At 66.4% G+C, this 14,239-nt stretch carries 13 protein-coding genes; 5 read left to right on the top strand and 8 right to left on the bottom strand.

Annotation, left to right across the window (positions count from 1 at the left end; genetic code table 11):
• Positions 1-78: 78 nt before the first annotated feature.
• Positions 79-1,419, bottom strand: coding sequence for a glutamate-1-semialdehyde 2,1-aminomutase (hemL, locus tag C448_RS00665; protein ID WP_004051123.1), 1,341 nt, complete (start codon positions 1,417-1,419; stop codon positions 79-81).
• Positions 1,420-1,817: 398 nt separating this feature from the next.
• The gene (locus C448_RS00660; protein WP_004051122.1) at positions 1,818-2,762 is read right to left on the bottom strand and encodes a transcriptional regulator; all 945 of its coding nucleotides are present in this window, start codon (positions 2,760-2,762) and stop codon (positions 1,818-1,820) included.
• A 143-nt stretch (positions 2,763-2,905) separates the two neighbouring features.
• Between C448_RS00660 and C448_RS00655 the strand changes: the two genes are divergently transcribed.
• A complete protein-coding gene (locus C448_RS00655; RefSeq protein ID WP_004051120.1) occupies positions 2,906-4,168 on the top strand; it encodes a TiaS agmantine-binding domain-containing protein in 1,263 nt (420 codons plus the stop codon).
• Positions 4,169-4,207: 39 nt separating this feature from the next.
• Complete coding sequence (locus tag C448_RS00650; protein WP_004051116.1) at positions 4,208-4,978, top strand: sugar phosphate isomerase/epimerase family protein; 771 nt, start codon at positions 4,208-4,210, stop codon at positions 4,976-4,978.
• A gap of 1 nt (position 4,979) precedes the next feature.
• On the opposite strand, the gene C448_RS00645 is transcribed toward C448_RS00650, so the two are convergent.
• Positions 4,980-6,086 (bottom strand): pyridoxal-phosphate dependent enzyme, encoded by a 1,107-nt coding sequence (locus C448_RS00645; protein WP_004051115.1) that lies wholly within the window; start codon positions 6,084-6,086, stop codon positions 4,980-4,982.
• 358 nt (positions 6,087-6,444) lie between these two features.
• The gene (gene citZ, locus C448_RS00640; RefSeq protein WP_004051113.1) at positions 6,445-7,593 is read right to left on the bottom strand and encodes a citrate synthase; all 1,149 of its coding nucleotides are present in this window, start codon (positions 7,591-7,593) and stop codon (positions 6,445-6,447) included.
• Between the two features lie 82 nt (positions 7,594-7,675).
• On the opposite strand from citZ, the gene C448_RS00635 reads away from it, so the two are divergent.
• Positions 7,676-8,917 carry a potassium channel family protein gene (locus C448_RS00635; RefSeq protein ID WP_004051112.1) on the top strand — a complete coding sequence of 414 codons (1,242 nt, stop codon included), beginning with the start codon at positions 7,676-7,678 and terminating at the stop codon, positions 8,915-8,917.
• 20 nt (positions 8,918-8,937) lie between these two features.
• Here the strand turns inward: C448_RS00635 and C448_RS00630 are convergent, their stop codons facing one another.
• On the bottom strand, positions 8,938-9,345 hold the full coding sequence (locus C448_RS00630) for a hypothetical protein (RefSeq protein ID WP_152415487.1): 408 nt from the start codon (positions 9,343-9,345) through the stop codon (positions 8,938-8,940).
• Between the two features lie 100 nt (positions 9,346-9,445).
• Positions 9,446-9,721, bottom strand: coding sequence for a DUF7536 family protein (locus C448_RS00625; RefSeq protein WP_004051107.1), 276 nt, complete (start codon positions 9,719-9,721; stop codon positions 9,446-9,448).
• An 88-nt stretch (positions 9,722-9,809) separates the two neighbouring features.
• Between C448_RS00625 and C448_RS00620 the strand changes: the two genes are divergently transcribed.
• Positions 9,810-10,766 (top strand): succinylglutamate desuccinylase/aspartoacylase family protein, encoded by a 957-nt coding sequence (locus tag C448_RS00620; protein WP_004051105.1) that lies wholly within the window; start codon positions 9,810-9,812, stop codon positions 10,764-10,766.
• 186 nt (positions 10,767-10,952) lie between these two features.
• Here C448_RS00620 and arsB read toward each other — a convergent pair whose 3' ends face one another.
• Positions 10,953-12,107: an ACR3 family arsenite efflux transporter gene (gene arsB / locus C448_RS00615; RefSeq protein ID WP_004051103.1), complete on the bottom strand. Its 1,155-nt coding sequence runs from the start codon at positions 12,105-12,107 to the stop codon at positions 10,953-10,955.
• Complete coding sequence (locus C448_RS00610; protein ID WP_004051101.1) at positions 12,100-12,498, bottom strand: ArsR/SmtB family transcription factor; 399 nt, start codon at positions 12,496-12,498, stop codon at positions 12,100-12,102. Before C448_RS00610 ends, arsB begins: the two co-directional genes overlap by 8 nt.
• A gap of 254 nt (positions 12,499-12,752) precedes the next feature.
• Here C448_RS00610 and C448_RS00605 point away from each other — a divergent pair, with 254 nt between their 5' ends.
• Positions 12,753-14,186, top strand: coding sequence for an MATE family efflux transporter (locus tag C448_RS00605; RefSeq protein WP_004051099.1), 1,434 nt, complete (start codon positions 12,753-12,755; stop codon positions 14,184-14,186).
• Positions 14,187-14,239 lie beyond the last annotated feature (53 nt).

Below are 14,239 nucleotides of genomic sequence, written 5' to 3'. Positions count from 1 at the left end.
AGAGATGTGTATAAGAGACAGGCTACGCTCCCGTTGCGCCCGAATCGATCGCCGAATCGGCCCCGGCCGACGACTGAGCTACTCGAAGAACTCCTTGTAGGCTTCGAGGGTCTGCTCGACGTCCTCGTCGGTGTGGGCGTCGCTGACGAACTGTGATTCGAGCTGATTGGCGGTGAGGAAGACCCCCTCCTCCTTCATCGCGGGACGGAACAGCCTGTCCCAACGATCGGTTTCGGCGCTCTCGACGTCGGCTCCCGTTTTCGGGCAGTGGTCGAAGCAGTCGCTGTCGGGCGTCTGGCGATAGCCCGGGATGCAGGCCTCGTCGATGTCGGTCGCACCGGCGCGCGTGAACACGAGTTTGAACATGCTGTCGGTGCCCAGTATCGTGTAGCCCGGTGCGCGGTCGGAGACGATGTCGGCGATGCCCGTTCTGAGCTGCTTGCCCAGTCGGTTCACGTGATCGTAGACGTCGTTTTCGGCGGCGTAGCGCAGGGTTTCGAGGCCGGCAGCCATCGCGACCGGATGGCCAGAGAAGGTGCCCGATTGGAAGACGTCGCCGGCAGGCGTGAACGATTCGAGGATCTCCGCTGGGCCGCCGACTGCACCCGCCGGGAAACCGCCGCCGATGATCTTGGCGAAGGTCGTGAGATCGGGCGTCACACCGAGCTTCCCCTGTGCGCACTGGAGTCCGCCGACCCGGAACCCGGTCATCACCTCGTCGAAGATCAGGAGTGCGCCGGACTCGTCACAGAGCTCGCGCAGCTGTTCGTGATACCCCTCGACAGGGGGTACGCCCGCCGTGTTGCCGAGCAGCGGTTCGGTCAGCACCGCCGCGATCTCCTCGCCGTGGGTTTCGAACACTTCCTCGATGGCCTCGCTGTCGTTGAACGGCACCGGGATGGTGTGTTCGGCGAACGTCTGTGGCACGCCGGGCGAGGAGGAGCGCGCGTTCTCGGCGTCGCCCGCGACGAGCGTCGATTCCTGCGCGCCGTGGTAGCCGCCCTGCATGACGACGATCTTCCCGCGGCCGGTGTAGCCGCGCGCGAGGCGGACGGCCGAGACGGTCGCTTCGGTACCGGAGTTGACGAACCGCAGCATCTCGACCGAGGGGACGTGACGGGCGACGAACTCGGCGAGTTCGACCTCGATCTCGGTCGGCGCGCCGTACATCGGCCCGTCGCTCATCGACGACTGGATCGCCGCTCGAACCGACTCGGGCAGGTCGTGGCCCAGTAGCAGCGGCCCGTAGCCCATCACGTAGTCGATGTAGCGATTCCCGTCGGCGTCGATGACGTGGCCGCCGTCGCCGCGCTCGATGAAGGCCGGGTAGGGCTGGGTCGCCCGCACCGAGGAATTGACGCCGCCGGGGAGCACCGAGAGCGCACGATCGTAGAGGTCGCGCGAGGTTTCGTGGTTCATAATCAGCCTTCGACCGGCGTGCTGAAAGTCGTTACTGAGCCGGCGCGATGGCGGCTGCGGTGCGGTCGGCGGCTGCCGGGCGGCTGCGGTACGGCAGCCGGCGGTTGCGGTTCGGTGCTCTCCTGGTGGATGAAGGGCGAAGCGCGACCAGCGGGAGCGCGAGGGCTTCTGCGGTGCCGTTGCGGTTTGCGGAAAGCGTCAGCATCCGCGCGAGTGAAGCGAGCGCGGTTCGCGAGAGACGCGTAGCGTCTCTCTGGCTCTCGTTCATTCCCTGCGGTCACTCACGAGAACGCCGTGAACGAGCGCCGTAGGCGCGAGTGAGCGGGAGTTTTTAATGAACGTTTTTGCAAGGGGTTGAGCGCGAGCGAAGCGAGCGCGATCCCCCGCAGTAAAAACGTTCAGGCGGAGCTCTCGGCGCGTTCGCGGATCAGCTCGCGCAGCGCGTCGGGATCGTCGATGGCGTCGATCTCCTCGCGTTCGATGAGTGCGGTTTCCTCGACGGCGTCGCGACTGGCGTCGTCGACGACGTAGACCGAGCGCGTGCGGGTGACGGTGCCGAGCGAGGACATGATGCGGGCGCGCTTCTCGGCGGTCTGTGTGAACGCCGAGTGGCCGGTGAGGACGTTCTCCTCGTCGCCGTCGTCCTCGCTGACGGTTTTGAACGGCGCGCGCGTCGTCGGATGGACGTCGAAGCCGACCCGTGTGAGCACGGCGACGAGTGCGTCGTCGGTCTCGTCGTCGGTCGTGTCCTCGTCGGTGGGGTCCTCGGCACCGTCGAGCACGTCGACGGGATCGACGAGCGGTGCGTCGAGCAGCTCCTCCATTTTGGCGGCGACCTCGACGGAGGCGTTCATGCCGTCCTCGTATTTCGAGACGGTGCGTCGTGAGACGCCGAGCTCCGAGGCCAGCCGGCCGAGACTCCACTCGCGCTCTTCGCGTTCGTCGGCGAGCACCTTGCCGTCGATGTTGACGTAGAGCCCGCCGGGGGCGGCGTAGATCATCGGCGGGACGTCCTCGATGAACAGATCGAGGGCGGTGTCGGGGCTCAGGACCGGCACGCCGTGTCGGAGATACATTACGCCGGGTTTCAGCTCCTCGTCGCGGGTTCGCAGGCCGACGACCATCGGTGTGGCGTCGAGATGGGTGCCGAGTCGCCGCATCTCGATGCCGGTGCGGGCATCGAAGGCGTCGATGTTGCCGAGGATCTTGAGCAGCAGTACCGTGTCGTCGCGGCGGGCAGCCACGTCGAAGCTCTTCGGGCGGACCGCACAGCGCTCACTGACGAGAAAGCCCGCGTCTTCGAGCATGGCCGTCACGTTGCCGACGAGCGCGGACCGGGACATAGCTGTACGTAAGTAGCGCATCGTATATAGTGGTTGTGCCGGCGGGAGACCCTCTCGTCGGGCGGTTCGTCGTTCTACAGCAGAAGATTTATATATCAAATTTGAGCCGGAACGCGGTTGAGCGACGGCGTCCCAGAACCGGTGTGACGCTCATCGGGCTCGACGACAGCGACTCGCGCGAGCGAGGGATGTGTACGACGTATCTCGCCGTCCGAGTCGCCGAGGCGGTGCGCGCGGCCGGCGGGACGGTCGAGCGACTGGTGCTCGTCAGACTGAACCCCGCCGTCGAGCACAAGACGCGCGGTAACGCCGCACTCTGTGTACACACCGATCTCGCCGTCGACGAAGCCCTCTCGATCGCTCGCAAGGCGGTCGATGCGCTCGCGGCGATCGACGACCCGCGGACGAACCCTGGGGTCGTGGTCGCCCCGGGCGAGACGACCTCGGAACCCGTCGTGGCGTTCTCGCGCCGGGCGGTTCGCGAGCATCTCGCGCTTGCCGACGCCGAGGCGCGAATCGACGCTGCCGGCTATCGCCACGCCGAGTGGGGCAACGCGCGCGGCCTCATCGGTGCGCTCGCGGCGGTCGGCGCATGGCAATCGTTCGACGACCCGACCTACGAACACATCAGCTATCGCGAAGCGGATCGGCGCGGAACGCCGCGCGAGGTCGATTTCGATTCCCTCGTCGCGGCCGCCGATTGGGGCTATCCCGACGCGTGGGATACGGTCGATCACGGCGAGAGCGCGATGGTCTGCGTGCCGCACGCGCCCGGTCCGATCCTCCACGGGGTTCGCGGCGACGATCCCGGGGTCGTGCGCGCCGTCGCGGAACGTATCGAGAGCGAACCCGTCGAGCGAGCGGCTTTGTTCGTGACCAATCAGGGTACCGACGCACACCTGCGCGACGGGACGATCGAGGCCAGCGAGGACGGGCGATCGTACCGTCTCGACGGCCGAGTGTCGGGTTCGCCCGAAACGCGTCAGGGTGGCCACGTCTTCTTCGAACTCGACGACGAGGGTGCGACGATGGCCTGTGCGGCCTTCGAGCCGACGAAGCGTTTCCGTGATCGGGTGCGCGCGCTCCGAGTCGGCGACGAACTCACCGTCTGTGGCGAGGTCTCCGAGGGGACCCTCAAACTCGAGAAGTTCGCCGTCCGCGATCTCGTGACGACCGAACCCGTGGTCCCAACCTGTCCCGACTGCGGGCGCTCGATGGAGAGTGCGGGCCGCGGACAGGGCTATCGTTGTCGACGATGTGAGACGAGCGCGCCGGGGAAAGTCGAGCAGCCGATCGAGCGCGATCTCGAGGAGGGGTGGTACGAGGTGCCACCCTGTGCGCGCCGACACATCGCCAAACCGCTGGTGCGTGGCGGGTTCGACGCACCGATCCATCCAGAGCACTGACGCCGCGGATTCAAACGTTCGCGTCCCCGAGCGTCGTGCATGGGGATTCGACGCGGGTTCGTCACGCAGATCGGGATGGAGTACGAGGACGCGTTCGCGCACGCCGACGCGTTCGACCTGGACTTCGTCGAGCTGATGATGGACGGGCAACACGTGCGGAACCGTCTCGACCCCGAAGCAGTCCAGGAGAGCGCCGTCGAGAACGATATCGACCTCGCGGTGCATCTCCCGTTCGCGCTCGATATCGCTTCGCCGTTCGAGCACGTCCGCGAGGGTGCGCTGCGCGAACTCCTGGCGGCGATCGAGACGGCCGCCGACTGCGGTGCGGAGAAGGGCGTCGTCCACGCGAGCACGTCGGCCTGGTCGCCCGCGTGGGAACACGACGAGCTCCGCGAGCAGCTGCTCGATTCGGTGCGCGAACTCGACGGCTTCGCGAGCGAACACGGGTTCGAGGTCTGCGTCGAGAACATCCCCGGCGAGTTCTTCCCTGCCGAACGGTTCCCGCGCCTGTTCGATGCAACCGGCGCGAGCATGACTTTCGATACCGGTCACGCGCGGATGAATGGCATGGATTCGACCGATATGGCCGACTTCCTCGACAGCCATCGTGATCGCGTTACCCATCTCCACCTGAACGACACCCGACGGGCCAGCGACGAACACCTCCCGTTCGGTGCCGGCACGCTCGATTTCGGGACGATCCTTGATCCACTGCGAGAGGACTGGACGGGGACGCTCTCGATCGAGGCGTTCACGCTCGACTGGGGCTACATGGAGACGAGCGTTGAACGGCTTGATGCGCTTCTCTGAGTCAGTTCTTCGCCCGCCCGGTCAGCGGCACCACCACATCCACGTCATCGGCGAGCACCCCGCGCTCGCGATACTCCCGGAGGGCGGCGGGCGCGACGGCGCTCGTCGGCTCGACGGGGAAGCCCGCTTCGTGGAGACGTTCGTGTTCGCGATCGGTCGCCGTGGCGTCGATCGCGATGGCGTCGCCGTCCGTTTCCGCGATGGCTTTCTGGACCTCGTCGGCGCGGACCGGTTCGCGGATGTGGATGCCGTCGGCGCGGTCGTTCTCGTCGTCCGAACCCTCGACGAACGGAGCGTAACCGGCGGCCTGAGCGGCGAGTAGCTGTGGCGGGTCGTCGATCCAGCCGGCGTCAGCGAGCGCGCGAAAGCCGCGATAGAGGCCGAGGAACAGCGTGCCGTGGCCGAGCGGGCAGACGACGGCTTCGGGAGCGTGCCAGTCGCGCTGGGCGGCGATCTCGAAGGCGATGGTGCTGGTGCCGGCGTCAAACGATGGTCGCCACGCGTGGCTCGCGTACCAGTCCGCACCCGTCTCGACGGCGTCGATGGCCGCCTCTGTCACGTCTTCTCTCGATCCCTGGACGCGGACGACGTCCGCGCCCGTGCGCTCGATCGCGTGGAGTTTCGCGGCGGTCGCGTCGGCCGGCACGTAGATTTCGCTTTCGAGGCCCGCGCGGGCGGCGTAGGTCGCGATCGCGGTCCCGGCGTTGCCCGACGAGTCCTCGACGAGCCGTTCGGCCCCGCAGGCGAGTGCTCGCGAGACCGTCAGCGCCGCGCCGCGATCCTTGAAACTGCCCGTGGGCGAGACGGATTCGAGCTTGAACGCGCAGTTCCAGTCGGGCGCATCGCCGGATTCCGTTCGGCTCTTCGAGGGACTGAGTCCCTCGCTGTCGACGAGCGGCGTCCAGCCCGCGCCGAGCGTGACGCGGCGCTCGATCGGGAGGAACTCGTCGAACGTCCAGAGGCCCTCGCGGGTGTCGAGGGTGGTCGGTATGGGCGGAGAACCTTCGGGTAGCGGTCGATCGACGAAATCGAGGGGTTGCCCGCACGCACATCGCCAGCGGTCGGCGTAGCGAGTGCCGCAGGCAGCACACTGGAGTTCGGGTGGCATACCGCTCGAACGCGTGTCGCGAACCAGTACCTGACGGTCCAGCGTGATGATTTCGTGCCGCTGGCGGCGCGGCCGCGGTGCGGTTGCGGTGCGGTGCCTGGCGGATGAAGGGCGAAGCGCGCGAGCGACCGTAGGGAGCGAGTAGCGAACGGAGTGAGCGCGCGCCGAGGGCTTCGGCGGTTGCGGCGTTGTGCGGTTTGCGGAGAGCGTCGCATCCGCGCGAGTGGAACGAGCGCGGTTCACTGCGAGCGACCGTAGGGAGCGAGCAGGAGTTTTTAGTCCAGGTTTTTGGACGGGGGTTGAGCGTGAGCGAACGTAGTGAGCGAGCGCGATGCCCCCGTCGAAAAAGTGGGGGTGTTTAACGGTCGTCGATCGGGACGAACTCGCGGTTCTCGGGACCGACGTAGCGTGCGCGGGGGCGGATGAGGCGGTTGTCTTCCTGGTATTCGAGGACGTGACCGACCCAGCCGCCGACGCGGCTCATCGCGAAGATCGGGGTGTACATGTCGAGATCGATGCCGAGCTGGTAGTACACAGTACCGGAGTAGAAGTCGACGTTGGGTGCGAGCCCTTTCTCGGGGAACTGTTCCTCCTCGGTGAGATACTCCTCGATCGTGGCGGCGTAGTCGTACCACTTCTTTTCGCCGGAATTCTCGCCGAGCTCTGCGGACTTTTCGGTGAGGATCTCGGCGCGCGGGTCCTTGACGTTGTAGACGCGGTGGCCCCAGCCGGGAATGCGGCGGTCGTTGTCGATCGCGTCGCGGATCCAGTCGGTGGGGTCCTTTTCGCTCTCGTCGAGTTCGAGCAGGGTCTCCATCACGTCCTGATTCGCGCCACCGTGGAGCGAGCCCGCGAGCGCGCTGACGCCGCCGGTGACGGCGCTGTAGGTGTCGGCGAGCGTGCTGGCGATGACCATCCCGGTGAACGTCGAGGCGTTGAGCCCGTGGTCGGCGTGGAGGATGAGTGCCATGTCGAAGGTCTCGGCGGCCACGTCGTCGGGTTCCTCGCCATCGAGCATGTAGAGGAAGTTCGCGGCGTAGCCGAGGTCCTCGCGGGGTTCGACGGGCTCCTGGCCGTTGCGCAGGCGGTCGTAGGCCGCGAGCACGGTGGGGACTTTCGCGGCGATGCGGCGACCCTTCCGGAGGGCGGCGTCGAGATCGTCGGGATCGCTCTCCTCGGGGTCGCTCGCCGAGAGCATCGAGACCGCGGTTCGGAGCGCGGCCATCGGGCGTTCGTCGGCGGCGGCGAGGCCGTCGAGCGTCGTGATGACCGACTCGTCGACCGCGCGTTCGGCGGCGAGTTCGGTGGCGAACTCGTCGAGCGCGTCGCGATCGGGGAGTTCGCCGCGCCAGAGCAAGTAGAGTACCTCCTCGTAGCTCGCCTCGCGCGCCAGGTCCTTGATGTCGTAGCCGCGATAGGCGAGCAGCCCGGCATCACCGTCGATATAGCTGAGCGATGATTCGGCAACGAGCACATCGTCGAGGCCCTTCTGGAGGTCGTCGGCCATGTCTCTGCTTCCCTACCTTCCGGGAAAAGCATTACCGTTGCGCCACGGCAAGCTTTTGACCGGTCCGGTCGAACGCCGACGTATGTCACGGGAGGTCGGCTACGAGCCACGGAGCGTCAAGCGGCTCCTCGCGGAGATGAAGGACATCGCCGAGCTCATGATCGACCTCTCGTACTCGGCGGTGCTGCTCGATAGCCGGGAGGTCGCCGCCGAGGTGCTCGAACTCGAATCCGAGATGGATATCCTCCAGCTCAAGACACGGATGAGTCTGCTGATGGCCGCCCGCAGCCCCGACGACGCCGAGGCGCTCGCGCCGGTCGTGGGGATCGTCGGCGCGACAGAGAAGGTGAGCGACGCGACCGGCGACATCGCCAAGGTCGTCCTGGAGGAGATCGGTCTGCCCGAGGCGATCCGCGGGGCGCTGCCCGACGCCGTCGAGACGATCGTGCGTGCGCAGGTCGCTCCCGATGCGCGCTTCGCCGGGGGAGCTCTCGGCGACCTCAATCTCGAAAGCGAGACCGGCGTGCGGGCGATCGCGCTCCGGCGGGCCGGCGAGTGGGTGCTCAACCCCGACCGCGAGACCACCCTGGAAGCCGACGATGTCGTGCTCTTTCGCGGGCCGGAGGAGGCGCTCGCCGGCGTCTATCAGAGTGTTACTGGGGAAGTCTACACTCCACCGGAGCCGCCCGACCCGACCATCTCGGATCTCGAACGTGCGACCGATTCGGTGGTGTTGATGAAGAACATGAGCGAACTCGCCGTCGACCTGGGCTACGGTGCGGTGCTGTTCGACAGTACGAATCTCGCCGACGAGGTGGTCGACCTGGAGGCCGAGGTCGACGCGCTTCAGTCACGCTTCGAGGCGTGGACGCTCCGTGCGGCGAGCCGAGTCGATGATCCCGTCTCGCTGCGCGGGCTCGTCCATCTTGCCCGCAGCACCGAGGTCATCTCCGACGCGGCCGTCGAGATCAGCGAAGGCGTCCTCAGAGGACTCGGCTCGCATCCGGTCATCGCCGAGGCCGTCGGCGAATCGGACGAGGTGATCGTCCGGCTGACCGTCGGACACGACAGCGATCTCGATGGTGCGACTCTCGGCGGGCGGATGGTCAAGACCGAGACGGGGATGCGCGTCATCGCGGTCCGGCGGGCGGGGCGGACGGACGTCACCGACGAGTCCGTCACGACCGAGACGGTGACGCATGCCCACGACGAGTGGGTCGTCTCGCCCGGTCCCGAGACCGAACTCCGGGCGGGCAACGTGTTGCTCGCGAAGGGACCGCGGACGGCTGCCGAGCGACTCGGCGCGCTCGCCGGAGAGCAGTGAACGGGGATACGAATCGATGCTCAATCAGCGCTGTCGTACGGTCCGAACACAGCCGGACTGTATATCGTCCCGAAACCAATCAGTAGCATGAACAGTCCGGAGGCCAAGGCGACGACGTCGTACGGTTCGACGCCCTGTTCGAGGACGGAAACAGCCGGCGACCAGAGAAGCGCGACGCCGAGTAGTAGCTGTGCAGCGGCGACGAACTGTCGCTCCCGTATTCGTCGTGCTCCGACGCTGAACTGGATTTCCAGTCCGGAGAGAAAAAACAGGAGTGTAGCCAGAACGAACAGGAGCAGCTCGAACTGTTCGGGTGCCGTCGGCGGGTCGAACAGCACGTACAGCGCTCCGGTGGCGACGAGTAGCAACAGCCCGACTCCGAAGTTCCAGTACCGCCACCAGTAAGGCATCGACCGGTGTTGGTCCATCGACTACACTCTGTCGAGATAGACAATAACTATTGGGCTGGTGATATCCGACAGATCGATTTGGAGATCCCGTGATCGTGTGAGCTGTGTTCGGCCACAGTTACGATTCGCGGGCGAGGCGGTAGGCCGAGACGAGCGTCAGCCCGACCGTGACGAGCGCGGCGACCGCGAGCACGAGCGTCAGCGCCAGCGAGAGGAAGAGCAGCGGCGAGCCGCGCGTGTCGACCGATGGGCCGGCGATTTCGAGAACGCGGTAGGCGTAGGCGAGCACGGCGACGGCCACGCCGCTGGCGAGTCCGATCTTCGCGTTCCGGGCGACCGACAGCGCCGCGATGAACTGTGCGGTCGGTGGCCGTTCGGGGGCGTTGCTCGACACGCCTCGACTATCGCCGGCACCGACAAATCCGCGTCGGTTCGACTCGCATATCGAACGCCTCAAGGCGGTCGGCGAGTCCCATCAATCAATGACGAGCCTCGGAACTGCGAGCGCCGCTCCCGGCGAGGTCGACACCGGGCGACTGCCGATCGGCGAGACGCGTGACGGCGCTCGGGCGGGGCTGCCCGTCTGTGTTATCAACGGCGCTGAGGCGGGCAAGACGCTCTACATCCAGGCTGCGAGCGACGGCGACGAGCTCAACGGCGTCGGTGTCGTCCGCGAGCTCGTCCCCCAGCTCGATCCCACGGAGCTGTCGGGCACGATCCTCGTCGTCGGCATCGTCAACGTCTACGGCTTTCGCGTGGCCGAACATCGCAACCCGATCGACGACACGAAGATGAACCGAGCCTACCCCGGCGACGAGCACGGCACGTCCTCCGAGCGCATCGCCGCGGCCACCTTCGAGGCCGTCCAGCGCGCGGACCTCGCGCTCGATCTCCACCAGGGATCGACCAGTCGGATGATCCACGAGACGCGCGTCCGCTGTGGCCCGCGCCACCACCTCCACGACGAGTGTCTCTCGCTCGCGAAGACGTTCGACTGCGGGCACGTCCTCGACCAGAAGGGACCCGACGGCCAGCTCGCCCGCGCCGCCCCCGACGAGGGCATCCCCACGATCGATCCCGAGCTCGGCGGCGCTGTCGGGCTCGATCCCGAGAGCATCAGTACGGGTGTCGAGGGCGTCATGAACGTCCTCACCGCCTACGGGTTTCTCGACGGGGAGATCACGAACGGCGAGCAGACCCGTGCGACCGGTTTCGAGCAGTACGGCGCGCCCGCCGGCGGACTCGTCGATTTCGAACTCGATCTCGGCGATTCGGTGGAGCGTGGCGATCGTATCTTCCGCGTGACCGACGCCTTCGGGCGCGTGAAAGCCGAGACGACCGCCGACGTCGACGGCGTGTTCTGGCGCACCCGCCGGCTCCCGCAGGTCGCCACCGGCGAGTACGTCTGCTCGGTCGGGACGGACGTCGACACCGTCTGATCACGTTTTACGGCCTCATTGAGACTCTGGAGAAGACTTGGCTTCGACGCAGCGATCGCTCCGTTCGCACTCCGAATTGCCAGTTTCAGTCAATAGCACGACCATTTGGCGTTTTGGATGCGAGCGAACGCGGACGTGTCGGCTCCATCGACGATCGATGCGACGAGCCGACGATGGAGAAACGAATCAGTCGTCGGCGGTCGATTCCGCGGCGGCGGAGCCGTCGGTTCCGGTTCCACTCCAGTCGAGTTTGCGCTGGAAGTAGAGTGCGACGTTGACCAGCGCGAGGAGCACGGGAACCTCGATGAGCGGGCCGACGACGGTGGTGAAGGCGACGCCGGAGCCGACGCCAAACACGGCGACCGCGACCGCGATGGCCAGTTCGAAATTGTTCGAGGCCGCAGTGAAGCCGATCGCGGTCGTCGTCGAGTAGTCCGCACCGATGCCCTTCCCCATGCCGAAGCTCACGAAGAACATCACCACGAAGTAGATCGTCAGCGGCACGGCGATCAGCAGGACGTCGCCCGGCTGAGCGACGATGCTCTGGCCCTGCGTGGCGAACATCACGACCACGGTGAACAGCAGCGCGACCAGCGTCAGCGGGTCGATCTTCGGGACGAACTCATCGTCGTACCACTCCTCGCTCTTGACGCGCGTACCGACGTAGCGAGTCAGAAAGCCGCCGACGAAGGGGATGCCGAGGAAGACCACGATCGCCTGGAACACCTGCATCGGGGTGATGTCGAAGGTCGTGATGCCGGCGACGAGCGAGTCCATGCCCAGCAGTGGCGGGAGGAACAGTCCGAAGAACCAGACGTAGACGCCGTAGGTGACGATCTGGAAGAGGCTGTTGAACGCCACCAGTCCGGTGACGTATTCGGGCGAGCCCTCGGCGAGTTCGTTCCAGACGAGCACCATCGCGATACACCGGGCCATCCCGATGAAGACGAGCCCGAGGAAGAACTCGGGACGGGCCGGCAGACCGGGGACGAGCCCGCTGAAGAACACGACCGCGAGCCCGAACATCAGCGTCGGCCCGATGAGCCAGTTCTGGATGAGGCTCAGCCCGAGCACGCGCCAGTTGCCGAACACCGTCCGGAGCTGCGAGTAGTCGGCCTTCGCCAGCGGCGGGTACATCATCAGTACGAGACCGATCTCCACGAGGTGGAGGTTCTGGATCGGTTCGGTCACTGATGGGGCGAGATAGCCCAAGCCCACGCCAATCGCCATCGCGCCGAAGATCCAGACGGTGAGATACTTGTCGAGGAAATCCATCGAGCGCGGATCGCCGCAGCTCTCACACTCGCAGTCCGGGCCGTGTTCGTGGTCGACGCTACTCATCGCTCACGCTCCCGTCGAGAACGGTCACGAGGGTGATGGCACGGTTCGTCGCACGATATTTCTTCCATCGTCCGTCCTTGCGTCCGGTCGCGAGCCCCGCGTCGACGAGTGCCGAGAGCGCGTGACTCAGCCCGCTCTCGCTCACGTCGACGACGGCATTGAGCTCGCAGACGCAGAGCTCCTCGCCAGCGGCCACGAGCACACGAGCGAGCGTGTAGCGCGTCTCGTTGGCGAGTGCGGAAAGAACGCCGAGTTCGTCGTCGACCTGTGCCGGGCCGAGCGCCGCTTCGAGCGTGCCGAGTTCGTCGAGTCGCTGCTCGACATCTTCGTCTCGGCACTCGCCGAGTTCGTCTTCGAGATACCGCTGGAGTCGTTCGGTCGCTTCTGCCATGCATCATCGGTTGAAGAGATACTCAATTAATGCTTCCGATACTGTTGTGGATCATCGCTCTGAAGCCACCAAATCCGGGCACATGCTACTGATCGAATACGATGGATTGAGATACAATTGAATGGAGTATGAATCCAAATATGCAATCAAAGAACCAGTAGATCGGTTCCGGACCGGGTGTGCGAAGCAACCGAAGCCAGTCGCCCCTGCCGAGGACGGAACCCATTTCATCCCGCCACACCGATCTCGAAAGAGTGCAGCGACTCCCGAATCCGGTCCGACTCGTGGTCTACTGGGTCGGTCTCGTGCTGGTTCGCGCCGGCCTGATCGAGCGCGAGCGTGCCCGCCGAGCGACGACCCTCGCGTGGCCGCGCATCGTCACCGGACTGGCCAGGATGTCGAAGAGCGCCGCCGACGTGGCGATGGTCGGGGCGGCGATCGGGACGGGCGCGATCGCCGGCGTCGGCTTCGCCGCCCCCTACTGGGGGATGGCGTTCGCGCTCGGTGGCGGGCTCGCCAGCGGCACCATCGCGCTCGTCTCGCAGGCCTACGGCGCGGACAGATCGGCGGGCCAGGCGGTCCGGTCGAGCGTCGTCTGTGTGATCGTGCTGACGCTGCCGGTCGCAGTCCTCTTTCACACCTATCCGAGCGCGCTCATCGGCGTTCTCAGCGACGATCCGAACGTGGTGGCGCTCGGTGCCGACTACCTCGAAGTCGTCGCGTTCGGCGTTCCCTTTGCTGGAGTGAATCTCATCGGCAGCCGCACGCTCGTCGGGACCGACGACGCGTGGACGCCGATGGTCGTCCGCGCCGGCGGGGCCGTGCTGAACATCGCGGCCAACGCGATCCTGATCTTCGGTTTCGGCTACGGCGTCGTCGGCGCGGCGATCGGGACTGTGCTCGCCAATGTCGTCGTCACTGCGACGTTCACCACCGGCTTTACGACCGGCTCGGTCCCGCTGATCGGGGCGTTCCCCGTGACCGTCGCTCCGTTCGGCACGTATCTCGACGGGGCAACGATCCGCCGACTGCTGCGCATCGGCATGCCGATGATCGGGAAAAACCTCGCGTGGCGGCTCGGCGAGTTCCCGCTGCTCGCGATCGTCGATCTGTTCGGGACGGCGGTCGTCGCGGCGTTCGTCGTCGCCCAGCGCGTGCGCGACCTGCTCAACACGCCCGGCTGGGGGTTCGGCCTCGCCTCCTCCAGCCTCGTCGGCCAGGAGCTCGGCACGGGCGACGAGACGACCGCGGAAGCCTACGGCCGGGAAGTCATCCGCTTCGGCGTCGCCGTCTACCTCGTTTCGGCGACACTCGTCGCCGTCTTCGCCGACCCGATCGCGCGCGTGTTCGTCGACAACCCGACGACAGGGACACTGTCGGTCGCCGTGACGCTCATCTACGCCACCTGCGTCGGCATCGTCTTCAAGGGGCTCTCGCGGACGGCGACCGGCCCGTTACGCGCGAGCGGCGATACGCGCTGGCCGTTCTACGGGCAGGTGCTCGGCTACGTGGTCGCGCTGCCGTTGGCCTACGCGGGCGCGACGACACAACTCGGACTCGCCGGGCTGGCGCTCGCCATCGTGACGCTGATGGCCGTCCCTGCCGCGGTCAACTACTACCGGTTCTGGACCGGCAAGTGGAAGGCGATCAGCCGGGGCTACCGGCCCGCGACCCATGCCGACGACTGATCGCGAGGAATTAGGCCGACCAAAACGCTTATAGAATTAGGCCCGCCTAACAC

This window comes from Halococcus morrhuae DSM 1307 (assembly GCF_000336695.1).
Lineage (GTDB): Archaea > Halobacteriota > Halobacteria > Halobacteriales > Halococcaceae > Halococcus > Halococcus morrhuae.
The sequence above is the reverse complement of the archived record's forward strand: the minus strand, read 5'-3'. Positions and strand labels throughout refer to the sequence as shown.

Coding starts and splice junctions, on each gene's coding strand:
- hemL (WP_004051123.1), bottom strand. CDS start 1,419: ATGAACCACGAAACCTCGCGCGACCTCTACGATCGTGCGCTCTCGGTG.
- C448_RS00660 (WP_004051122.1), bottom strand. CDS start 2,762: ATGTCCCGGTCCGCGCTCGTCGGCAACGTGACGGCCATGCTCGAAGAC.
- C448_RS00650 (WP_004051116.1), top strand. CDS start 4,208: ATGGGGATTCGACGCGGGTTCGTCACGCAGATCGGGATGGAGTACGAG.
- C448_RS00645 (WP_004051115.1), bottom strand. CDS start 6,086: ATGCCACCCGAACTCCAGTGTGCTGCCTGCGGCACTCGCTACGCCGAC.
- citZ (WP_004051113.1), bottom strand. CDS start 7,593: ATGGCCGACGACCTCCAGAAGGGCCTCGACGATGTGCTCGTTGCCGAA.
- C448_RS00635 (WP_004051112.1), top strand. CDS start 7,676: ATGTCACGGGAGGTCGGCTACGAGCCACGGAGCGTCAAGCGGCTCCTC.
- C448_RS00630 (WP_152415487.1), bottom strand. CDS start 9,345: ATGGACCAACACCGGTCGATGCCTTACTGGTGGCGGTACTGGAACTTC.
- C448_RS00620 (WP_004051105.1), top strand. CDS start 9,810: ATGACGAGCCTCGGAACTGCGAGCGCCGCTCCCGGCGAGGTCGACACC.
- arsB (WP_004051103.1), bottom strand. CDS start 12,107: ATGAGTAGCGTCGACCACGAACACGGCCCGGACTGCGAGTGTGAGAGC.
- C448_RS00610 (WP_004051101.1), bottom strand. CDS start 12,498: ATGGCAGAAGCGACCGAACGACTCCAGCGGTATCTCGAAGACGAACTC.